Here is a 21,233-nt window from a genome sequence, read left to right on the forward strand (position 1 = left end):
TTCCCGAACTCAGAAGTGAAACCTCTTTGCGCTGATGGTAGTGTGGGGTTACCCATGTGAGAGTAAGTCATCGCCAGCTCATTATTCTAAAATCCCCCTGACTCGTAGAGCAGGGGGATTTTTTATGGGCGGAATAAAGAAAAAGCGGAAATGACATGATCTATACAATTCCTCATTATTTTCAGCCTTGTAGTCTGTGAAAAAAATCATGCAAAATATTTAAAATAAAAATAGAGCGATATAAAATGAAAGAAAATAAATTCATCGGGGGAACAATTAACTACAGAACAAACAGCAGATCTTTTAAATATTCTAAAAATACGATTTGAACAAAATATGCAGCGGCATAAGGCGATGCAATGGTTGAAAATCCAGCACAAGCTGAAAACAAGCCTCGCTGAAATGTGGTCATTACATGCAATGGAGAAAATAGGTGGTGAGCCTGATGTGGTATTGCATGATCATATTACCGATCAGTATATTTTTATGGATTGTAGTATAGAGAGCCCAGCAGGTCGTAGGAGCTTATGTTATGACCAAAAAGCACTAGATTCTCTGAAAGCCAATAAACCTGAAAATACAGTCTTGGATCTTGCTTCAGTTATGGGAGTCGAATTGTTAACCGAGCATGATTATTATGAACTGCAAGCGATAGATTCAATTGATATGAAAACTTCAAGCTGGTTATTTACACCGGATGATATCCGCAAGAAAGGCGGGGCTCTTTTTGCGGATAAACGCTATGGACGAGTTTTTGTTTATCATAATGGAGCAGAATCTTATTATGCTTCTCGAGGTTTTCGAGCGTTACTTAGAGTCTAAAATATAACAAATGAATATGAGTAATATCCTCCTATCCAATAGAAAGAAGGATTTCGATTAAATTTATAAAGCACCCTTTAAAGTGTTGTGATGTTGTTTAACTTGTCTTGCATACTTTTCACCTTGTTTTTTCATCTTAGTGCTAGAGTTATAGCCTGCAGGTCCAACATTGTAATAGGCAAGAGCTTTAGGCCAACTTCCTGCTTTATTGTTATAGGTGGCTAAAATATAGGTGCCACAATTAATATTATGATATTCATCACTTAAATCACCTGGACAGGTTTGTTGCCAGTAACGTGGAATCACCTGAGTAAGTCCAACAGCACCTGCGGATGAAATGGCATAGTTCTTATAACTTGATTCTTGTCGGATCATGGCAGCCAAAAGTAATGGATCAACAGCATATTTGTCCGCACTTTGGATAATCATGGGAGAGACACGATTTGCCGTATCGGGTGCAACAGCATATGCTTTTTGTATGCCAGTGGATAGTTTGGCAGATCGTTTAGCGACTGAACTCCCACCAAAGGATGTACAGCCGGTAAAAGCTAGAGCAGTAATGACGATAGCTGTTGATTTAAATGTAAAAAAATTATTAGGGGATAATTTTGAGCGTAAGTTAGATAAATGATGCGTAATTAACAAGGTTAGAAACCCAAAGTAAAATTTTATTGAAGTTATGCTAGTGGTCTGCGTGAAACGAGTCAATAGTCGATGTTTAGTATTATTCAAACGATTTGTGAAGTATTTTTATGAATGAAGTATTCAATAATTGAATGTTTCAAGCCTTAAATTAAAGTGTCCCATTATGTTAATGGGACTCATCGCTTAAAGATTCCTTAATTACTCAATTCTTGCACAATGGCTTGATTAAAAGCAGGGATATCATCTGGGCTTCGTGATGTAATCAATGGCCAATTGTTGGTATTGCAGCGGTGAACTTCTTCATCGACCCAATTCGCACCTGCATTTTCTAAATCCAGTTTTATACTTTTATAAGAGGTTAAATTTTTATCTTTAATTCTTTCCGCATTAATTAATACCCAAGGTCCGTGACAAATGGCAGCAATAGGTTTTGCATTATCTGCAAAGTGCTGAACAATTTTGTGAGCATCCTTATTTAATCGAAGGGTATCAGCATTTACCGTTCCTCCAGGAATGACCAAAATATCATAATCTTCCGGAGAGACTCTAGATAAAGTGGTTTGTGGAGTATAAGAGGTTGCACGTTCCTTATCACTCTTAACCGTTTGAACATCCTTTTGTTCTTCTGCGGCATGAATCACTTCAATACCTTTTGATTGTAAATATTCAGACGGTTTGATCAGCTCATCTTGTTCTACGCCCACATTGGAAGTAATAAATAAGGCTTTTTTAGACATTTTAGTGATCCTGAATGACTGATTGAAAGTTCAACATTAGCAAGCCGAACCCATGAAGCTGTACAGATTTTGGCTTATTCTTGTTAAGGTTTGAAAATTCTTGGCAAAAATAAGCCCCATCATCGTGATGGGGCTTATTCATATTAGTTACAAGGTATAACTCCTGTTTTACCCTTATGCATCCTGCTTATATCGTTTATTATTTTTATTATGGAAACATCATGATTCCTGATATTTTTATATTAAGGCTCCTGCTGATTTTAGCATAGGGGTTAATGAATGCTTTCCGTGTAAGCAAATGCTGACATGGGATATAAAATCAAAAGGGTGAATTTAGGAAATCCCAAATTAAAAAATGTTCTTTTGAAGGCGAGAACATTTTTAAAAATGTAGAAGAATTACAGTCGTTTTTCCATCCAGATTTCACAGGCTTGACTATGACCTGTGTTGCCTTTGGGGTGATTTAAATATTCAAACCCTAATTTTTCATAAAGTTTGACGGCTTGCCAAAGTTCTTTGGTGGTTTCTAAATAGCAAGAATGAAAACCATGTTGTAGGGTAAACTGAAAAGCTTCTTCTAGAAGTTGCTTGGCGAATCCTAGACCACGTATTTCTGGTAAAAAATACATTTTTTGAATTTCTAGAATGGTGTGATCACCTTTTAAAGGCGATAAACCACCACCACCCAAAATTTTACCCTGTTCATTTTCAATTACCCAATATTGCGCATTAGGTTGATGATAAACCGTGTATAAGTCATCTAGAATTGGGTCAGCTACAGCAAAACCTGATTCAGGAGCAAGCCCAAACTCTTTGGAAACTTCGCGAATGATGCGTGCAATTTCAGCATTATCTTGTGCTTGAATAAGTCTAACTTGATACATAAGCTTAAATATATAGAAATAAAAAAAGATGGATTTTTATAACGCTATATCTGATAAAAATCCATCTTTTGGCCGATTTTATGCTTTGAAAAAGCGAGAAATTATTTTAACTCACTTGAACTCTTGCCCAATTCCCGACGGGCAATAATCAATTGTTGAATCTGTTGGGTGCCTTCAAAAATATCCAAAATTTTTGAATCACGCGCCCATTTCTCTAATAGTTCATCTTCGTTATAACCGATACTTGCAGCAAGTTCTACACATTTCAAGGTGATTTCATTACACATTCGTCCTGCCTTTGCTTTGGAAATGGAGGCTTCTCGTGAGTTCGGCTTTTTATTATCCGCCATCCATGCAGCTTTCATGGTCAGTAAGCGAGCAGCTTCCCATTCAGCTTCCATGCGGTAAATTTGTGCTGCAATATGGGAGATTTGCAAATAGGGCATAGCGTAATTTTCATCTAATTGATCTTTAAAAATTTCTTTAATTCTTTCTAAAGAGGCTTTTGCACAACCGACTGCCATGGCGGCTACCAAAGGACGAGTATTGTCAAAAGTTTCCATAACACCTGCGAAACCTTTGGCGACATCAATTTCAGCATGACCGAGTAGGTTTTCAGCAGGAACACGACAGTCAACGAAGCTAATCATAGCCGTATCTGATGCTTTGATCCCCAGTTTATGTTCAAGGCATTCCACTTTCATTCCTTCTGTCCTTTTGGGTACAACGAAGGATTTAATTGCAGCCCGTCCGAGCTTTTTATCTAAAGTTGCCCAGACGACTACAGAGTCGGCACGCTCACCAGAGGTCACGAAAATCTTTTCACCATTTAAAAGATAATGGTCACCATCTTTAGTGGCTGTGGTTCGAATTGCTGCCGAGTCTGAACCGCAATCGGGTTCAGTAATCGCCATTGCTGCCCATGTGCCTTTAAAGCGTTGCAGCTGTTCATCATTTGCCACTGCTGCAATGGCAGAATTCCCTAAACCCTGACGAGGCATACTGAGTAATAAGCCGGTATCCCCATAGCACATCTCAATGACCCCAAGAACGGTAGACATATTGACGCCATTTTTATTTCCAGTTTCTGTAGTACCGCGCTTTCCTACAGCTGCCCCCGCATTGATGCCTTCGCCACCATCGTTCATGCCATCAATGAGTGAGGCAAACATGTCGAGTTCCTTGGGATAGCTGTGTTCAGCTTTGTCATATTTACGTGAAATGGGGCGTAGGACATTTAAAGCAGATTCATGGGCTTGATCTATCAACATCTTAAATTTTTTAGGATTTTGTAAATTCATTGGCTCGATTCCTTATTGTTATAGATTAAGCATGTAAGCCTGAATGTAATATTGCTGTCGCACGTAGGTCACGGTACCAGCGCTCAACCGGGTGTTCCTTGATAAAACCATGACCACCTAGAATTTGCACACCATCGGTGCCGATTTTCATCGATTTTTCTGCACAGAGTAAACGTGACAAATAGGATTCACGATGAAAAGGTTGACCTGCTTCAGCGAGACTGGCTGCGTTTAAAATCAACATGCGCATGGCTTCAATTTCAATTGCCATATCTGCAATCATAAATGCCACACTCTGGCGGTGCGAAATAGGTTCACCAAAAGCAGTACGTTGATTGGCATATTCAATGCAATAGGCTTTTACGGCTTCACAAGTTCCCACAGCCATGGCGCACCACATCAGGTTGCCCAAATCCAAGAAGGCTGGGTAATTAAAGTCATCATCACCTAATAATTCAGCCGGACTATTATTAAAGTGTAAGCTCACTGTTTCTGCAGCTTTTAACCCCATAGCTGGACTTTTCTTCACGGTAATACTGCTGTCGCGTTTTACAATGAAAACTTCGGGTGAGCCATTCAGTTCAGCATTCACCAGAAATAGATCGGCAGTTTCACCTAATAACACTAGAGTTTTTTCACCCTGAAGGGTGTATTTTCCATGGATTGAAGTTGCTTTGGTTTTTAGCTTGAAAGGGTTAAATGCAGCGGTTGCTTCTTGTACCGCAAATGTCGCATGAATATCGGGATCATTTACAAAGCTTGCTAAATAGGTGGACTGAACTTTTTCAGAACCCCATTGGGTAATCGCATTAATCACACTAAATGTGGACAGTAAGCCTGCCGTTAAGCTGAAATCACCTTTGGCTAAATGTTCTGCAATGAGGATATTACTTAGAATATTTTTTTCCGTTGCTACACCGCCTAAAGCTTCAGGAAGCGCATAGTAATTCAGTCCTAAATTAGTAGCATGTTGCCAAAGTGCTACGGGAAATTTTTCATTATTGTCTGCTTCAGCCGCTAAGGGGTAAAGCACTTCTGCTGCAAATTGATCCATCACATCACAAGTCATTTGCTGTTCTTCAGTCAAGCTTAAATCAAATAATGACTTGTGTTGATTGGGAAGGCGTTGTTTGCTGACCTGAGAATTGGCTTTAAATGCTTTTTGGGTTTTGGTTAAGGTTTTAAAACCGATTTTTGAACCTTGATATAACGATTTTTCAAGAAATTTACGCAGTTTGAATTGATCAAGAACCTCGCTACCGGCAATTTTAGTGATCAGTGATAGCCCAAATCCTTGTGCTTTGTTTACCATATTGGTCATTGTTATCGTCCATCGATTTTCGATTCTTTATATTTTTATGCTGACATGCGAATTTGGAAAAGACTATGTCATGACTGACAATTAAAAATGACTTGGATGAATGGTTGAAAATGAATTTTAAAGTTATTAAATGATTGAATAATATTGTTTTTAATCATTATAAAGGCAGGCTAGAAAGATAAGGTTGACTAGAATGACAATGCAGTCACTCTAGTCAGAATAGATTATAAAAATTTTTCGACCATCTTTCGCACATTGGTTTTTGCATCAATGACAGTCATAAAAGTGTATGCCCCAATGAATTTACGACTAATAAACATAAATTCTTTCGGGGGAACGCTGAAATAACGCGATGCCATCGATTTGGATGCACGTTGCATTACGCGACTATGCAATTGGCTTTTTTTCCAGTCATAGCGTTGCTGCTCATCCATCACACCTTCAGGTAAGTCTGGATTATTAGCAGTTGTACTAAATGCTTCAGTGGCCAATAAAAACACTTTGGCCATGTCTGGCTTAATGCTTTGCGGAATGGAGTCAAAGAATTCATAACCCGTCATGGCACGAACCATTTCATCACTATCGTGACGATAACCGGCCTGGATTAAATTGCGTGCAACACTCAGCAAATGTTCGTCAAATTGACGAATGGCCCCAAAATCTAACAGTACAATTTTATCTTGATTATCTTCACCATTGCCCAAACGCACCAGATAATTACCAAAATTTGGATCGGTTTGCATTTCGCCCCATTCAAAAATTTCACGTACTGCAATCTCGAGAGAAGCTTCACCGAGTTGGTTGCGACGCTCTTGAGGCAGAGACAGCATGACAGGGCTATTGATCGGCACGCCTCGTTCAAAGGTCATACATAGAATTTGATCGGTGCAATATTCATCCACAATCTGCGGCACGATATAGCGTGGATCATCTTTTAAACGTTCGGCAAAACGACGTGTGGTCGCAGCTTCAATGTCATAATTCACTTCGCGATGCATCATTTCGCGAACTTCATCAAACCATTGATCAAATTCGCGTGTTTGTGGCACCATCCGGGTCAATTTGAGCATGTTTTTAAACAGGCTCATGTCTGAATCAATGGCAGCTGCTACACCTGGATACTGGATTTTGAGTACAATTTCCAAACCATCTGATTTTCGTGTGGCGCGATGTACCTGGGCTAAAGAGGCCGTGCCTAAAGGTTCATGATCAATGGTTAAATCATTCAGCTTAGAACCCAGTTGTTGTTCTAAATGTTGTTTAATCGCCGGCCAAGCAAGGGCGATGGTTTGATTATTTAAAGTATTCAGCGCTTGAGTAATTTCTTCAGGTAAAAAATGTTCGCCATAAAGCGCCATCATTTGCCCAATTTTAACGATAGAACCTTTAAGTTTTCCAATTTCAGAAACAAGATAATCAGCTTGTTCTTTCATGGCTTTTTTACGTTTCTTTTCTTTTTCTGCTTCACTGGAAAACATGGTGGTTGCGCTAGAGGCCGCCCATCGCGTTCCTGCTAGTAAGGATGCTTTAGCAATAGATAAACGTCGATCCATAGAGGAGGTTTTGAGTTGTTTAAGCTTATCGTTCTGATCTGACATTAAACAAAATCCTTTAATCAGCAAGTCGCAGAATAATTAATTGTAGCGGATATTACCGCGTATTCACGTATTAAAAAAGTTCAACCTGCTGTACAGGGCATTAATATGCTTAATATTTAATTTATTTTCCATAAAAGCTCCAGTCCTATAAGAACTAGACGCTTTTCACACGAGTGAAATAAATGGGTTACTCACACTTTTATCAGCCTTGAGAAGGATACCCGCACAGGCAATTGTGATGAAGGTAGATTAGATAAATATTTACATGCGGAATTGAATTTTAATGTCACTTTTTTGCTTCAACACGGTTTTATTATCTTGAATATGTTTAAAAATCATGGCTTGAACAATGTCATGTTTAAAACCGAGGGCATAACCTTTGACAATAATAATGCTGGGTAAGCTAAAGAACAGATATTTGGCATCATCTTCTGATGGGGCTGTGTAGATGCCGTGTTCAATCAAGGTTTGCTGAAAAAATTGTTTCTCGCTTTCAACCTGGACTGAATCTGTGTCATTCCAGTAGTTTTGGCGCATTGCCATTAAATTATTGTGTTTGTAGCTCATAGATCGAAAAATTGTAAAATAGATTGAACATTTATTGGGTCAATTTGCTTAGTTTCAATCTTTGTTTTTGAAAGCAGACTAAAAAAATGCTATATAGAAACTCGATAAAAATTTTTAAAATTATTTGTATTATTTTGGGGGATTTAAATGAAACGCACTATTCAATTTTCTATTCTGTGTTGTTTGGGATTGGCTGTAAATAGCTGGGCCATGGGTTATTCTAAAGATTACGAACCCTGTATGAAGTCCGCACAAAGTCAGATTAAAGAAATTTCTGCGTGTCAAAAACATGAATCAAAAGTACAGAATAAACGAGTGAAACAAAACTATAAGAAAAAGCTATCGAATACCCCAAGTTCAGAAAAACAGCTGGTAAAACAAATACAGCAAGACTGGTTAAAGCAAAGAGATCAGGTTTGTGGTTTTGAGAAAAATAAATTTGAGCAAAAAAACACGACTTATACGGGTTGTTTTTTACAATTGACAATGGCACGTGCAGATATGCTTGAGTACGGATTAAAATAGTATTCATGTTGTATTTTATCTACTTGCTTTGAATGAAAATGCTAATCAAAACGGCTAAAACAAGGTATCATAAGGCGCTTTAAAAATTTGACCTTGGAGATGCCTTAAGTGGATCAACTGACAATTAGCCCTGAACATTTACAGGAAGCCGCTGAAAACCTAACGACTATTCGTGATTTTATCCGTTTTGGTGTTTCAGCTCTACGTCAATACGATGCACACTTGGGTCAAGGTACAGAAGACTTTTTTGCAGAAAGTTCGGCTTTAGTATTGCAAACACTGGCACTGGACTGGAACGCAAATCCAGAAATTTTAGATGCGAAATTACTGCCAAGTGAAAAAGCTGAATTTATCAGTTTGCTGGAACGTCGTATCAATGAAAAAGTGCCAACTTCATATTTGTTGAATCTTGCATATTTCTGCGACAAACCTTATTACGTGGATGAACGTGTGCTTATTCCACGTTCGCCGATTGCTGAATTGATTAACCAACGCTTTGCACCCTATTGCCTAGATGAAAATGGTCTGGTGCGTGAAGCATTGAACAATCTTCCTGAAAATAATAATCCGCAAACCCCACGTCGTATTTTAGATATGTGTACCGGTTCGGGCTGTATCGCGATTGCCTTGGCTTATGCCTTCCCTGAATCTGAAGTGGATGCAACCGATATTTCTAAAGAAGCTTTAGAAGTGGCGTCGATTAACGCTGAACATCACAATATGCAATATCAGGTTGCATTGATGGAATCAGATTTATTCGCAAAAATTCCTGCTGAAAATCAATACGATTTAATTGTATCGAATCCACCGTATGTGGATGCAGAAGATATGGCTGATTTACCGGCTGAATTTTTACATGAGCCAGAACTTGCACTTGCTGCAGGTCAAGACGGTTTAGACTTGGTTCGTAAAATGTTGGCGCAAGCCGCGGATTACTTAACTGAAAATGGCTTAATCGTGATTGAAGTAGGTAACTCTGAATGGGCAATGAAACAGAACTTTAATACTGTTGATTTCCATTGGTTAACTTTCCAAAAAGGTGGTTCGGGTATTTTTGCTTTAACTGCAGAGCAATGCCGTAAATACCGTGATTTATTTGTACAATCTGTTCAAGCATAAGGAGTTGTGAACATGGCAGGTAATAGTATTGGACAACTGTTCCGTGTAACGACTTGTGGTGAATCTCATGGCGTTGGCCTGATGGCAATTGTCGATGGTGTGCCGCCTGGGATCGAACTGACTGAAGCAGATTTACAAAAAGATTTAGACCGCCGCAAACCGGGTACCTCTAAATTCGCAACTCAGCGTAAAGAGCCGGATGAAGTCGAAATTATTTCAGGTGTATTTGAAGGTAAAACTACAGGTACATCAATTGGTTTATTGATTCGTAATACGGATCAAAAATCCAAAGACTACGGCAATATTGCGCAAACTTTCCGTCCGGGTCATGCTGACTATACCTATACCCAAAAGTATGGTTTCCGTGATTATCGTGGTGGCGGTCGCTCAAGCGCACGTGAAACTGCAATGCGTGTGGCTGCGGGTGCAATTGCGAAAAAATATCTGGCTGAAAAGTTTAGTATTAACATTCGTGGTCATGTCACACAAATTGGTACGGAAAAAACCGAAAAATTAGATTGGAATGAAGTTCCAAACAATCCATTTTTCTGTGGCGATGTTGATGCAGTGCCACGTTTTGAAGCATTAGTCACTTCACTTCGCGAACAAGGCACTAGCTGTGGTGCGAAGTTGGAAATTCTTGCAGAGAATGTTCCTGTAGGTTGGGGCGAGCCAGTATTTGATCGTTTAGATGCGGATATTGCACATGCGATGATGAGCATCAATGCAGTTAAAGGCGTAGAAATTGGTGATGGTTTTGCAGTTGCAGAACAGTTTGGTCATGAATCGCGTGATGAATTGACGACAGACGGTTTTCTTGCCAATCATGCAGGCGGGATTCTGGGTGGTATTTCAAGTGGTCAAACCATTCGTGTGGCGATTGCACTGAAACCAACTGCAAGTATTACCACCCCAGGTAAAACCATTAATATCGATCGTGAAGATACGGACGTATTGACCAAAGGTCGTCATGATCCTTGTGTAGGCGTTCGTGCGACACCAATCGCTGAAGCTATGTTTGCGATCGTATTGATGGATCACTTCATGCGCCATCGTGCACAAAATGCGGATGTGGTTGTGCCATTTGCACCGATTTAAACTGAAGTAACTCGTTAAGGCTACGAGCTTTAATGATAAAAAAACCAGACTTAAAGTCTGGTTTTTTTATGGATAGAATTTTGTTTGATGATGCTTTGTGGTAATTTTCTTTCAATTCAATTTTTTAGAAAAATAATGAAGCGATTAAGATATAGAACCGCAAATTTAAATGATATCAACAACCTCATAGGATTGATTAATCAGGCATATCGTACAAATACAGGTGCTAGTTGGACCAGTGAACAGGATATTGTTGCTGGAGATCGAATCAATGATCAGCAGTTATTGGATAGTTTGAGCCAGCAGAATTTTTCTCTATTTGTAGCTGAAATGGTTGAAGATTTAGATTCTGCTTTAGTGGCCTGTATCGGTTTAACCTTTCAGAAAAATGCCGTTGAAATAGGAACTTTTTGTGTAAATTCACACTGGCAAAATCAGGGCATCGGAAAACAGATTTTAAAATATGCTGAACAAAAGGCATTAGCAATTTGTCCAACCTTGATCAGTTATGAAATGTTTGTACTTGATGCCAGAACAGAGCTGATTCAATATTACGAACGCTGTGGTTATTCAAAAACAGCATGTGTTGAATCGTATCCAATTGAGGCGCATGTAGGACAACCTTTGATTGATTTGAAATTACAACATATGACAAAGTCGGTAATTAAAGAGATGTAAATAAGGTGTCTAAAATGGTGCATTTTAATCACTACAACAGCACAATTTGAATAACTGATTTCACTTTATTTTTACGATATTTAATTTTTCTTAAATTTATTTTTTTGTTTTAATTATTTGATTAGTATGAATATTTTTATTTAAGATGAATTAATTAACAAATAAATGAATTTAGTGCTCGCGAATGGTACAAAAGTTGCTCATATTAATATAAGTAATTATTGCAGGAGAGATGTTCTTCTGTGAACACGCCGAAGGAGCAACGACCCCGGAAACTCTCAGGCAAAAGGACTGTAATAATTTCAAAAATCTGGAGAGAAGCATATTCAGTCAATATGCTCACCGAAGGGGATGGTCAGCGTTAAGTTTTTAACGTCATGATCGAAGCTCTCAGGTATCAATGACAGATGGGGCTCAAAAGAAATGTATACACATTTCCAGGGAGTGTCGTATGTGTCATATCGTTGTGATCGGATCAGGAATTACCGGTGTTACTTCCGCCTATGAGCTGGCAAAATTGGGCTATAAAGTTACCGTCATGGATAAACATTTATATCCAGCCATGGAAACCTCATTTGCCAATGGCGGACAACTGTCTGCCTGCAATGCAGAAGTTTGGAACCAAAAAGCCACAGTACTGAAAGGTATCAAGTGGATGTCGAATAAGAATGCACCACTGTTACTTAACCCTTCATTTGACCTACATAAATATGGCTGGTTAATGGAATTCCTCGGCAATATTAAAAATTACGAAGCCAATACTCGAGATACCGTAAAAATGGCGCTATTAGCCCGTGAGCGTTTATTTGCTGTTGCTGAACAAGAAAATATTCAGTTTGATTTGGAAAAGCGTGGAATTCTGCATTTCTATCACAGCAAGCTTGATTATGAAGTGGCAACTCGGGTGAATACTTTGCTTACTGAGGGTGGTTTGGAAAGAATTCCGGTTACACTGGAAGAAATTAAAAGTATAGAGCCGAGTTTGAAAGGCGAATATTATGGCGGTTTTTATTGTCCCGGAGATGCCACTGGCGATATTCATAAATTTACTAAAGGGCTTGCTGAGGCATCTGAAAAATATGGTGTGAAATATATGTTTGGCATGGAAGTGACTGATGTGAAACATCATGCCAAAGGTGTCACTGTGCTTTATCATGCCAGTAATGAAAATATGCATTTAAATGCAACTTCAGTTGAATCATTGGAAGCGGATGCCGTGGTGGTGTGTGGCGGTGTCGGAAGCTATCACTTGGCAAATTTATTGGGTGATCGCGTCAATGTCTATCCAGTCAAGGGTTATTCTATTACGCTAGATTTAAATGATGAGGACAGCATTAAGAATGCGCCGTGGGTGAGCCTGTTGGATGAAAGTGCGAAAATTGTCACTTCACGTTTAGGTGCAGATCGTCTACGTGTTGCAGGCACGGCTGAATTTAATGGTTATAACCGGGATATCCGTGCAGATCGTATTCAGCCGCTGACCGATTGGGTGAACAAGAATTTTAATATTACCACTGAAAATGTCGTACCTTGGGCAGGTTTACGTCCGATGATGCCCAATATGATGCCGATAGTACGCCGTGGAAAGCGTGAACGGGTTTTTTATAATACTGGGCATGGTCATTTAGGCTGGACATTATCCGCAGCGACAGCTGTGATGATTAGTCAGCAAGTCGCTTCACAACATCCAGTTTAAGCAATTTAAAAAGCATGGAGTTCTAACTTCATGCTTTTTATTTTTTAGCTTCTAAACCTGTTTTCTGGTGTTTAGGTAATTTACTGATTACCAGTTCATATGAGGCAATGACTAAATCTTGCACTAATTTCGTGGCGATTTCTTTGCCTGGATAAATCGTGATCCAGTGCTTTTTATTCATGTGATATCCGGGACGAATCGACGGATAGATATCACGCAGCATTTCAGAGTCTTGCGGGGAGCATTTTAGAGTGACAATTTTTTTGCCTTGATAAATCATCGTCATCATAAAAATTTTATCCGAGACTTTATATACATCTACCCCAAAGCCAAAAGGTTGTGAATGTTCAGCCGCGACTAGGTTTATAGCTGTCTCAATGGCAATTTTCTGAATCGAATGATCATCCATCAGCAGAACACTTTTTATAAAATTAAATTGAGTAATTAATCATAAATCCGATAGATACCTGCAAAACGTTCACAGCCTTTCTGTTCTGTTTTAACTGATAAAATGGCCTTACTAAAATCGAACTGATATTTGCAATCGTGTTCATTATCCATGATTTCATTTTTCTGATCAGGCGTTGTATAGGCCAAAAAAGGAATAGTTTGTGTTTCCAGTTTATTGTTTGGATTGCGGTAGGCGATACCTTCAATTTTAATTCTATCTTTGCTGAGTTGATGGACTTGTAAATGCACAGGTTGGCTGGCAATTTGCCCATTTTCAAATTTTAAATAATGATTGGTTAAACTCTGATTGAGCGAGGTATAAAAGTTGAGATCTTCAATGCGCAGTTCAAATTGTTGCTTATAACAGTCCAGACTTTTACATTGTTGTAAACGCTTAAACCATAAAGTATGCGTATCTTCCAATAAGTGAACCGGTGCATCACTGACCAAAAATGCAGTAATATAATGATTGTTTAATTTCTCTCGCGATTGGGCAAAACTTTCAGCACAAATCTGTTTCATTGACGAAGTATTGGGGCTAGAACAATCAATTTTTTGAGCATGAGCCAAAGTTGAGCACAAACAGCCAATACTGAATAATGTGCTTAATGTTTTAATGAGATTAATATCGGTATTCACCAGCATGATCGCTTATAATTTCACTATGTTGCGCTGATGTAACTATAGCGAAATAGAAAGCGTGAATACAACATCTCAATCATTTATTTCTTAAGGATGCTCAAAGTGGTCGCACAAATTCGAATTGGACAGGGAATGGATGTACACGCCTTTGAAGAAGGTGACTTTGTTACTTTGGCAGGGATTAAAATTCCACATACTCAAGGCCTAAAAGCGCATTCAGATGGTGATGTGGTGTTGCATGCTTTATGTGATGCGTTATTGGGTGCTTTGGCTTTGGGTGATATCGGACAGCATTTTCCAGATACCGATCCGAAATTTAAAGGTGCTGATAGCCGTGTTTTGCTTAAACATGTCTATCAACTGATTTTAGATCGTGGTTATGTGTTAAATAATGCCGATATTACAGTCGCATGTGAACGCCCAAAATTGGCGAAACATAATTTAGAAATGCGTCAAAGTATTGCAGATGTTCTGGATGTACATGTAACACAAATTAGCGTTAAAGCCACAACCACAGAAAAATTAGGCTTTACCGGACGTGGAGAAGGAATTTTATCGACTGCAACCGTTTTGATTTCGCATCAGCCAAAATGATCTGGATGGATCAGTGACTGCTGTAATTCTTTGGTGGCTTTGCGACCTTGCAGTTGTAGGGCTACCGCATGGATGAGACCTGTCCAGGTTTCATTCGGTTCCCAAATGCTGTGCATCAGCTCTTGTGCCGTAGGCATGTCCATATCCATATAGTACTGACGATATAAATACATCAAACTACTGACATGATAATTTTTGCTGCAATGTACCCAGACCATTTGTTCTTGTACTAAATGAGCCAGCATGTCTAATATCAGTAAACATTGGTCATCAGACGGTGTTTCTGGCGAAATCGGCAGTTGGATATAATTTAAGCCAACATCTAAACAAATTTTATCTTCATGATCTAAATGCTGCTCTGCATCAGACAATCCCAGATTCACAATCGTGGTCACGCCGTATTCTTTAATCAGTTTCAACTGTTCAGCAGTGGGCTGAGCTGAGGTGAATAGGTGTTCGTGAATAAACTGGAAATTCTCGATGTGGCTTAATGCATTTTCAATTTGATTCATAAGATAAAATTTTTCCTAAGGTTTAAAGTAGAAACGCCATCTGGTTAGATGGCGTTTTAAATCTCTTAGCGATTTGATAAAACGTCTTTGAGTGCTTCATGCATATCGAGCAGGGCTTTTTCTGTGGTTTCCCAATCAATACAGCCGTCAGTCACTGATTTGCCGTATTCAAGATCATCCAGATTTTCAGGAATATCCTGGCGACCGCCTTTAAGATGACTTTCAACCATAAGACCAACAATCGACTTGTTGCCATCCAGAATTTGTTCTGTGATGTTTTTCAATACCAGCGGTTGTAAGTACGGGTCTTTGTTTGAATTGGCATGGCTGGCATCAATCATGATTTTGTTGCTGACTTTGGCTTTCGCTAAAGCATTTTCAGCTTCTGCAACAGAACCTGCATCATAGTTCGGTTTGCCATTACCACCACGTAGAACTACGTGTGCATATTGGTTACCACTGGTGCGAATGACTGAAACCTGACCTTGATCATTTAGACCGAGGAAGCTGTGACCGTGTTTCACCGATTGCATGGCATTGGTCGCAACGGTTAAACCGCCATCTGTACCATTTTTAAAGCCGACAGGTGATGATAAGCCTGAAGACATTTCACGATGCGTCTGGCTTTCGGTGGTACGTGCACCAATCGCTGACCATGAAATTAAATCTTGGTAGTACTGCGGTGAGTTCGGATCAAGTGCTTCAGTAGCGCACGGTAATCCTTTTTCATTCAGTTCAACTAAAAGTTGACGACCAATACGAAGACCTTTTTCAATATTGAAAGAGTCATTCATGTCAGGGTCATTAATTAAACCTTTCCAGCCTACCGTGGTACGCGGTTTTTCAAAATAAACGCGCATTACAATATAAAGGGTGTCTTTTACTTTTTCGCTTAAAACTTTGAGACGATCCGCATATTCATGTGCAGCAACCGTGTCATGAATCGAGCAAGGACCAATGACCACGAATAGACGTTTGTCTTTGCCATCCAAGATATTGCGAATAGTTTCACGGCCTTTAAGGACGGTTTGATAGGCATGTTCAGTCAGAGGCAACTCTTTTTTTAATTCAGCTGGAGTTACAAGAGGCTGAATGCTTTGCACATTCACGTCGTCGATGTCAGATTGTGTAATAGGTTTTGACTGTAGTGTATTCATTGCCGTCACTGGTTCGATCATACAAAAGTTTATTTTCAATCTGAATATAACACGAATGTATGTTCACAATGTTATAAAAAAGATCAATATATAGGTCAAAAAAAAGTGATGAATCGTATAGTTAAATTAAACTTTCATCGATTTTTCAATAATGATCACTTGCGCTGTAGCCGGTTTTTCTACAGGTTTTGCTTTGACCGGATGAAGCATGAAATTCATGCCTAATGCGAATAGGGTAATACCGAGAATCTTACGGATAATTTTTTCTGGCAGGCGGGAACTGATCAAAGTTCCAACGATAATTGCAGGAATTGAACCGACCAATAACCATCCGAGTAAATGTAAATCTACATTACCCGAGCTCATGTGTCCAAGCCCTGCGACTAAAGTCAAAAGAACTGCATGGACGACATCGGAACCGATAATACGGATCATCGGTAAATTCGGGAACATCAGCACAAGCGCCATGATACCAAACGCACCTGCACCGACTGAAGAAAGGGTCACAAATACGCCAAGTACAATACCCATAATGATAATATAAGCGCGTTTGTCTTTCGCTTGCAGGTTCACCTTTTCCAAATCCTGCGTCATATCCAAAGGGACATCCTTACGGAACTTGTTAAAGAAGCGTTCAATGTGACTGCGGAACACGATAGAAATACCGGTCAGGGTCAACATAAAGCCCAAGACCATGGTCAAAACAGCTTTATAGCTACTTGAATGACTGAGGTAATTTTCTAAAACCCAATGGGTTGCAAACGAAGCGGGAATACTACCCACAGCAAGCCAAAGGACAATCGGCCAGACAATATTCATTTTTTTTGCATGGACAATTGAACCGCAGAATTTTGAAATTGCGGCATACAGTAAGTCTGTTCCAATGGCAATATGTGGCTCGATTCTAAACAGGCTAATCAGGATGGGAGTCATTAATGAACCTCCACCAACACCTGTAATTCCAACGCAGAAACCGACCAAAACACCTGCTAAAATAAATTCGAGTGGACCAAACATGGTTATATGCCAAATATCAAAAAACGTGCATATGTTATGACTTTTCCATATAAGTCGTTGTCTTGATTATTGATTTACTTATTCTAAAAAAAGAAATAGAAAATAGCATTGATCAGGTAAGACGATAAAGCCTCATTTCTGATGAGAAAAAATAGCTTTGCACCGCTATCATGATTAATCTGAAAGATCAGCTATGTTAAACTTTAAAAAATTTGAGGATAAACACTTGCAAAATCGGAAGCTTAAAATCGGTATCGTGGTTGGGGAAGTGTCTGGAGATACGCTTGGTGCTAAACTCATCCGTAGTTTTCGTGAGCAAGGAATTGATGCCGAATTTGAAGGTATTGGTGGTCCGCAAATGATTGCAGAAGGCTTTAAAAGCTATTATTCGATGGATATTTTATCGGTGATGGGGATTGTTGAAGTCTTAAAAGATATTAAAAAACTGTTTGCAGTCCGTGATGGACTGGTCGATACATGGACTAAAGATCCGGTCGATGTATTTGTGGGGATTGATGCACCGGACTTTAATTTGCGCTTATCCAAAAGCTTAAAACAGAAAAATCTGCCGATTAAAACTGTGCAATATGTCAGTCCTTCAGTTTGGGCATGGCGTCAGGGACGGGTACATGGCATTAAAGCCAGTATTGATTTGGTGCTGTGTTTATTTCCGTTTGAAAAAGCCTTTTATAAGCAATTTGATGTACCCGCTGCTTTTGTCGGTCATCCATTGGCAAGTCAATTGCCGCTCACAAACCCACTGATTGAGGCCAAGCAAGAACTTGGCTTAAACGTTGAACATAAACATATTGCACTTTTACCAGGCAGCCGCCGTGGTGAAATTGAAAGACTCGGTCCATTGGTGCTGGATGCAGCCAAAATCGTGAGCGAAAAGCACCCTGAATATGTATTTTTGATTCCTGCGATTAATGATGCACGCAAGCAGCAGATTGAAGCATTGCTAAAACAGTATCCTGCTGATTTTGTCGCTAAAGTTTGCTTGATGGAAAATACAGATACGGAATCTAAAATTGGTCGTCAGGTCATGAATGCCTCAAATATTGTGGCGTTAGCATCAGGAACTGCAACTTTAGAGGCGATGTTATTGCATCGTCCGATGGTGACATTTTATAAGTTGAACTGGCTGACTTATGTGGTGATCAAATTCCTGATTAAAATTCCTTATTATTCTTTACCCAATATTATTGCTGGTAAAAAAGTCATTCGGGAATTGATTCAAAGTGATGCAACGCCGGAAAATTTGGCTGTTGAAATTGAAAAACTGATGAATATTGAAACTGCACAGATTCAGGCGATGCAGCACATCACCATGCACAAGAAATTGCTTTCTGGAAATAGTGAAGATCCTGTTCAAGCCATTTTGAACATCTTAAATCCGGTGAATACATCAAATCCAGAATAATTTACTGAAATTGTTGCCGATACTGGCTAGGGGTTAAATCAAACAGTCGTTTAAAGGTTTGGCTAAAGGCTGTTTCTGAAGAATAACCGACACGATGGGCAATTTGCTGAATCGATAATTGCCCTTCACGTAAATGCTGTGAGGCCAAACGAAAACGATATTGCTGTAAATACGCCAACGGTGTTTCACCCACGATATTGCTAAATAAGGTGGCGAACTTGGAACGGGACATGCAACATTGTTCAGCCAGACTTTCTACCGTCCAGGCCTGATCAGGCTTACCGTGAATAGCAGCCAAAGCATTCGCCAGTTCGGTATGCGCCAAAGCCCTGAGCCAGTTATTGGAATCCTGTAATTGTGCAATATAATCGCGTACACATTTAATAAATAGAATACTGACCAGATGATCGAGAATTTTGTCGCGACCCGGACGAATTTGATAGGCTTCCACCGCCAAAAAATGTAAGCCAATTTGTAGCCATTCCGGTACGGTACTGCCAGTTATATGGTGAATATGAATATAGTCGGGCAGGGCATTCAGTAAAGGCCGCGCCATAATGGTATCAATATGACAACGAATCGCTAAAATGAGCGCAGGTTCACCACTGGTACTTCCAAACTCAATGGTCTCTTGTCTTTTCTGATCAAAAAGTTCGGTGATATTCAAGGCTTCGACTAAATTGCTTTTATGACTGCTGTGGCAAGAATGATTTTGCCCTGAAGGGATCAGCACCAGATCACCCGCTTCGACCTGAAGTTGGGTGTGTGGAGTAAGCTGAATGGTCATATGGCCCACCAGAACCACATAGCCAATCATGGCATCTTGTTCCTGATACGAATATGCCCAGTCACCTTGTGGTTTTAAATAAATATATTCAGATTTATTTAGATGAATATCATCAAAAATTTTACTTAAAGCATCCATGTATTATCGTTCTGTCATCATCTAATAAAAATTATAAAAAGCTTCGATTCACTCAAGCATGTGTTTTCAGGTCAAATATTGGCTATTGATGCCAAGGACGTTTGCATAGCTTTTTTGGACGTTTAAAACTGTTCTTGATGGCCCATTTCTAGAAATATAACGGTAGAACAAAAAATAGGGAAGATCGCCAGCATGAATGCACCAGTAAATTTAAATCGAACACCAATTCAAACCCTACCAACTGCTTCAGGTTTAGCCCTCGATAAAAAACGCTATTGGTGGTTATTAAGCCCGGGTTTACCTGTGATTGGCATGGGGATTTTGGCAGGCTATCAGTTTGGTCCAAAGGCGACGAAAAAAATATTTGCTTTAGGTGGTCCTCTATTGCTGCATGTGATTATTCCCAGTGTTGATGCCATTGTAGGCAAGGACAGTAACAATCCAAGTGATGACCAAATTACCTCATTAGTGAACGATCCTTATTACGACCGTATTGTGAAACTGTTTATTCCTTTGCAAATGGCCGCCAATCTATTTGCAGGCTATGTGGTGAGTCGTAAAGAAACCTCTTTTCTGGATCAGATCCTGTTAGGGATTTCTATGGGAGCAATTAATGGCGTGGGGGTCAATACTGCCCATGAGTTATCACACCGTCCGAATAAAAAAGATCACTATCTTTCTCATGCCACATTAATGCCGCTGTTTTACAACCATTTTCGGGTAGAGCATCCGTATGGACATCATAAACGTGCGGCAACACCTGAAGATCCGGCATCGTCTAAAATGGGGGAAACCTTTTATGAGTTTTGGCCAAGAACGATATTTGGCGGTATTAAATCGGCAGTTGAAATTGAAAAGAACCGTTTAAAACGCAAAGGTTTATCTTTCTTTAGTAAGGAAAATGAACTGTTTCAAGGCTGGGCGATGAGTGCAGGTTTTCATGCCACCATGTTGAAGCTGTTTGGTAAGGATGTGATTCCGTATTTGGCGACACAGGCTTTTTACGGAGTGAGTTTATTTGAAATTATTAACTATATTGAACATTACGGTTTGATGCGTGATAAAAAACCAGATGGCTCATATGCGCGTACTATGCCAGAACATAGCTGGAATAATAATAACATTACCACCAATTTGTTTTTGTACCAGTTACAGCGCCATTCAGATCATCATGCCTATCCTACACGTCCATTCCAGGCGCTACGTAATTTTGATGAAGCGCCTGAACTGCCAAGTGGTTATGCAACCATGTTATTGCCGGCTTTAATTCCATCGCTATGGTTTAAAATGATGGATAAACGTGTATTTGACCATTACGAGGGCGATTTAAATAAAGCCAATATTCATTCAAAACGCCGTGCGAAAATATTCAAAAAATTTGGCGTGCTTGATCGACTGTTAAATAAAGAATAACGGGCAATAAGCTGGACATTTAAGATTTTTTGAATACGTCTTTAATTGATAAATCATTAAAAAAGCCCATTCGAGGGTGAATGGGCTTTTTACAATATCGTATTGTACT

Annotated in this window: 22 protein-coding genes, 1 rRNA gene and 1 riboswitch; of the genes, 10 read left to right on the forward strand and 13 right to left on the reverse strand. The window is 39.4% G+C overall.

Annotated features, from left to right (window positions below; genetic code table 11):
* Positions 1 to 79: ribosomal RNA gene (gene rrf / locus HLH16_RS15980) — 5S ribosomal RNA — on the forward strand; the annotation flags it as partial.
* A 176-nt stretch (positions 80 to 255) separates the two neighbouring features.
* Positions 256 to 822: a DUF4256 domain-containing protein gene (locus tag HLH16_RS00700; RefSeq protein WP_350643828.1), complete on the forward strand. Its 567-nt coding sequence runs from the start codon at positions 256 to 258 to the stop codon at positions 820 to 822.
* 63 nt (positions 823 to 885) lie between these two features.
* Here the strand turns inward: HLH16_RS00700 and HLH16_RS00705 are convergent, their stop codons facing one another.
* The 7 genes from HLH16_RS00705 to HLH16_RS00735 all read right to left on the reverse strand — a co-directional run bounded on the left by HLH16_RS00705 (position 886) and on the right by HLH16_RS00735 (position 7,875).
* Entirely contained in the window at positions 886 to 1,467 is a 582-nt protein-coding gene (locus tag HLH16_RS00705) for a lytic transglycosylase domain-containing protein (RefSeq protein WP_171527834.1), read from the reverse strand.
* Between the two features lie 194 nt (positions 1,468 to 1,661).
* Entirely contained in the window at positions 1,662 to 2,204 is a 543-nt protein-coding gene (locus tag HLH16_RS00710; RefSeq protein ID WP_171527835.1) for a type 1 glutamine amidotransferase domain-containing protein, read from the reverse strand.
* A 398-nt stretch (positions 2,205 to 2,602) separates the two neighbouring features.
* A complete protein-coding gene (locus HLH16_RS00715) occupies positions 2,603 to 3,088 on the reverse strand; it encodes a GNAT family N-acetyltransferase (protein ID WP_171527836.1) in 486 nt (161 codons plus the stop codon).
* 101 nt (positions 3,089 to 3,189) lie between these two features.
* A complete protein-coding gene (locus HLH16_RS00720) occupies positions 3,190 to 4,389 on the reverse strand; it encodes an acyl-CoA dehydrogenase family protein (RefSeq protein ID WP_171527837.1) in 1,200 nt (399 codons plus the stop codon).
* 25 nt (positions 4,390 to 4,414) lie between these two features.
* Entirely contained in the window at positions 4,415 to 5,710 is a 1,296-nt protein-coding gene (locus tag HLH16_RS00725) for an acyl-CoA dehydrogenase family protein (protein WP_171527838.1), read from the reverse strand.
* 224 nt (positions 5,711 to 5,934) lie between these two features.
* The gene (locus HLH16_RS00730) at positions 5,935 to 7,308 is read right to left on the reverse strand and encodes an ABC1 kinase family protein (RefSeq protein ID WP_171527839.1); all 1,374 of its coding nucleotides are present in this window, start codon (positions 7,306 to 7,308) and stop codon (positions 5,935 to 5,937) included.
* Between the two features lie 261 nt (positions 7,309 to 7,569).
* Complete coding sequence (locus tag HLH16_RS00735; protein ID WP_171527840.1) at positions 7,570 to 7,875, reverse strand: hypothetical protein; 306 nt, start codon at positions 7,873 to 7,875, stop codon at positions 7,570 to 7,572.
* 147 nt (positions 7,876 to 8,022) lie between these two features.
* Between HLH16_RS00735 and HLH16_RS00740 the strand changes: the two genes are divergently transcribed.
* The 5 genes from HLH16_RS00740 (at position 8,023) to HLH16_RS00760 (ending at position 12,991) form a co-directional block, all read left to right on the forward strand.
* Positions 8,023 to 8,400: a lysozyme inhibitor LprI family protein gene (locus tag HLH16_RS00740; protein ID WP_171527841.1), complete on the forward strand. Its 378-nt coding sequence runs from the start codon at positions 8,023 to 8,025 to the stop codon at positions 8,398 to 8,400.
* 108 nt (positions 8,401 to 8,508) lie between these two features.
* Positions 8,509 to 9,519, forward strand: coding sequence for a 50S ribosomal protein L3 N(5)-glutamine methyltransferase (prmB, locus tag HLH16_RS00745; RefSeq protein WP_171527842.1), 1,011 nt, complete (start codon positions 8,509 to 8,511; stop codon positions 9,517 to 9,519).
* A 12-nt stretch (positions 9,520 to 9,531) separates the two neighbouring features.
* Positions 9,532 to 10,617 (forward strand): chorismate synthase, encoded by a 1,086-nt coding sequence (gene aroC, locus HLH16_RS00750; RefSeq protein ID WP_171527843.1) that lies wholly within the window; start codon positions 9,532 to 9,534, stop codon positions 10,615 to 10,617.
* Positions 10,618 to 10,704: 87 nt separating this feature from the next.
* Positions 10,705 to 11,295 (forward strand): GNAT family N-acetyltransferase, encoded by a 591-nt coding sequence (locus HLH16_RS00755; protein WP_502707624.1) that lies wholly within the window; start codon positions 10,705 to 10,707, stop codon positions 11,293 to 11,295.
* Positions 11,296 to 11,509: 214 nt separating this feature from the next.
* Positions 11,510 to 11,599, forward strand: a riboswitch (glycine riboswitch).
* 147 nt (positions 11,600 to 11,746) lie between these two features.
* Positions 11,747 to 12,991 (forward strand): D-amino acid dehydrogenase, encoded by a 1,245-nt coding sequence (locus tag HLH16_RS00760; protein WP_171527844.1) that lies wholly within the window; start codon positions 11,747 to 11,749, stop codon positions 12,989 to 12,991.
* 37 nt (positions 12,992 to 13,028) lie between these two features.
* Here HLH16_RS00760 and HLH16_RS00765 read toward each other — a convergent pair whose 3' ends face one another.
* A complete protein-coding gene (locus HLH16_RS00765; RefSeq protein ID WP_171527845.1) occupies positions 13,029 to 13,400 on the reverse strand; it encodes an MmcQ/YjbR family DNA-binding protein in 372 nt (123 codons plus the stop codon).
* Between the two features lie 35 nt (positions 13,401 to 13,435).
* Positions 13,436 to 14,086 carry an A1S_1983 family putative colistin resistance protein gene (locus tag HLH16_RS00770; RefSeq protein WP_171527846.1) on the reverse strand — a complete coding sequence of 217 codons (651 nt, stop codon included), beginning with the start codon at positions 14,084 to 14,086 and terminating at the stop codon, positions 13,436 to 13,438.
* Positions 14,087 to 14,185: 99 nt separating this feature from the next.
* On the opposite strand from HLH16_RS00770, the gene ispF reads away from it, so the two are divergent.
* Positions 14,186 to 14,677: a 2-C-methyl-D-erythritol 2,4-cyclodiphosphate synthase gene (ispF, locus tag HLH16_RS00775; RefSeq protein ID WP_171527847.1), complete on the forward strand. Its 492-nt coding sequence runs from the start codon at positions 14,186 to 14,188 to the stop codon at positions 14,675 to 14,677.
* Here ispF and HLH16_RS00780 read toward each other — a convergent pair.
* The 3 genes from HLH16_RS00780 to HLH16_RS00790 form a co-directional block, all read right to left on the reverse strand.
* The gene (locus HLH16_RS00780) at positions 14,665 to 15,189 is read right to left on the reverse strand and encodes a protein tyrosine phosphatase family protein (RefSeq protein ID WP_171527848.1); all 525 of its coding nucleotides are present in this window, start codon (positions 15,187 to 15,189) and stop codon (positions 14,665 to 14,667) included. The genes ispF and HLH16_RS00780 overlap by 13 nt on opposite strands.
* A gap of 65 nt (positions 15,190 to 15,254) precedes the next feature.
* A complete protein-coding gene (locus HLH16_RS00785) occupies positions 15,255 to 16,346 on the reverse strand; it encodes a 3-deoxy-7-phosphoheptulonate synthase (protein WP_214646585.1) in 1,092 nt (363 codons plus the stop codon).
* A gap of 126 nt (positions 16,347 to 16,472) precedes the next feature.
* Positions 16,473 to 17,363 carry a sulfite exporter TauE/SafE family protein gene (locus tag HLH16_RS00790; RefSeq protein ID WP_171527850.1) on the reverse strand — a complete coding sequence of 297 codons (891 nt, stop codon included), beginning with the start codon at positions 17,361 to 17,363 and terminating at the stop codon, positions 16,473 to 16,475.
* Between the two features lie 226 nt (positions 17,364 to 17,589).
* Here HLH16_RS00790 and lpxB point away from each other — a divergent pair, with 226 nt between their 5' ends.
* On the forward strand, positions 17,590 to 18,786 hold the full coding sequence (gene lpxB, locus HLH16_RS00795; protein WP_171527851.1) for a lipid-A-disaccharide synthase: 1,197 nt from the start codon (positions 17,590 to 17,592) through the stop codon (positions 18,784 to 18,786).
* Between the two features lies 1 nt (position 18,787).
* Here lpxB and HLH16_RS00800 read toward each other — a convergent pair whose 3' ends face one another.
* Positions 18,788 to 19,711 carry an AraC family transcriptional regulator gene (locus tag HLH16_RS00800; protein WP_171527852.1) on the reverse strand — a complete coding sequence of 308 codons (924 nt, stop codon included), beginning with the start codon at positions 19,709 to 19,711 and terminating at the stop codon, positions 18,788 to 18,790.
* Positions 19,712 to 19,903: 192 nt separating this feature from the next.
* Here HLH16_RS00800 and HLH16_RS00805 point away from each other — a divergent pair, with 192 nt between their 5' ends.
* Entirely contained in the window at positions 19,904 to 21,124 is a 1,221-nt protein-coding gene (locus HLH16_RS00805) for an alkane 1-monooxygenase (RefSeq protein WP_171527853.1), read from the forward strand.
* Positions 21,125 to 21,233: the final 109 nt, after the last annotated feature.

The sequence above is a fragment of the Acinetobacter sp. ANC 5378 genome, assembly GCF_013004315.1.
Lineage (GTDB): Bacteria > Pseudomonadota > Gammaproteobacteria > Pseudomonadales > Moraxellaceae > Acinetobacter.

What these genes read in the sequence shown, in the direction of transcription:
- HLH16_RS00780 (WP_171527848.1), bottom strand. Translation starts at nt 15,189, where the DNA reads ATGAATCAAATTGAAAATGCATTAAGCCACATCGAGAATTTCCAGTTT.
- HLH16_RS00800 (WP_171527852.1), bottom strand. Translation starts at nt 19,711, where the DNA reads ATGGATGCTTTAAGTAAAATTTTTGATGATATTCATCTAAATAAATCT.
- HLH16_RS00785 (WP_214646585.1), bottom strand. Translation starts at nt 16,346, where the DNA reads ATGAATACACTACAGTCAAAACCTATTACACAATCTGACATCGACGAC.
- HLH16_RS00760 (WP_171527844.1), top strand. Translation starts at nt 11,747, where the DNA reads ATGTGTCATATCGTTGTGATCGGATCAGGAATTACCGGTGTTACTTCC.
- HLH16_RS00720 (WP_171527837.1), bottom strand. Translation starts at nt 4,389, where the DNA reads ATGAATTTACAAAATCCTAAAAAATTTAAGATGTTGATAGATCAAGCC.
- HLH16_RS00715 (WP_171527836.1), bottom strand. Translation starts at nt 3,088, where the DNA reads ATGTATCAAGTTAGACTTATTCAAGCACAAGATAATGCTGAAATTGCA.
- HLH16_RS00790 (WP_171527850.1), bottom strand. Translation starts at nt 17,363, where the DNA reads ATGTTTGGTCCACTCGAATTTATTTTAGCAGGTGTTTTGGTCGGTTTC.
- HLH16_RS00710 (WP_171527835.1), bottom strand. Translation starts at nt 2,204, where the DNA reads ATGTCTAAAAAAGCCTTATTTATTACTTCCAATGTGGGCGTAGAACAA.
- HLH16_RS00770 (WP_171527846.1), bottom strand. Translation starts at nt 14,086, where the DNA reads ATGCTGGTGAATACCGATATTAATCTCATTAAAACATTAAGCACATTA.
- HLH16_RS00805 (WP_171527853.1), top strand. Translation starts at nt 19,904, where the DNA reads ATGAATGCACCAGTAAATTTAAATCGAACACCAATTCAAACCCTACCA.
- HLH16_RS00725 (WP_171527838.1), bottom strand. Translation starts at nt 5,710, where the DNA reads ATGACCAATATGGTAAACAAAGCACAAGGATTTGGGCTATCACTGATC.
- HLH16_RS00755 (WP_502707624.1), top strand. Translation starts at nt 10,705, where the DNA reads ATGATGCTTTGTGGTAATTTTCTTTCAATTCAATTTTTTAGAAAAATA.
- aroC (WP_171527843.1), top strand. Translation starts at nt 9,532, where the DNA reads ATGGCAGGTAATAGTATTGGACAACTGTTCCGTGTAACGACTTGTGGT.
- HLH16_RS00735 (WP_171527840.1), bottom strand. Translation starts at nt 7,875, where the DNA reads ATGAGCTACAAACACAATAATTTAATGGCAATGCGCCAAAACTACTGG.
- HLH16_RS00730 (WP_171527839.1), bottom strand. Translation starts at nt 7,308, where the DNA reads ATGTCAGATCAGAACGATAAGCTTAAACAACTCAAAACCTCCTCTATG.
- HLH16_RS00740 (WP_171527841.1), top strand. Translation starts at nt 8,023, where the DNA reads ATGAAACGCACTATTCAATTTTCTATTCTGTGTTGTTTGGGATTGGCT.
- HLH16_RS00765 (WP_171527845.1), bottom strand. Translation starts at nt 13,400, where the DNA reads ATGGATGATCATTCGATTCAGAAAATTGCCATTGAGACAGCTATAAAC.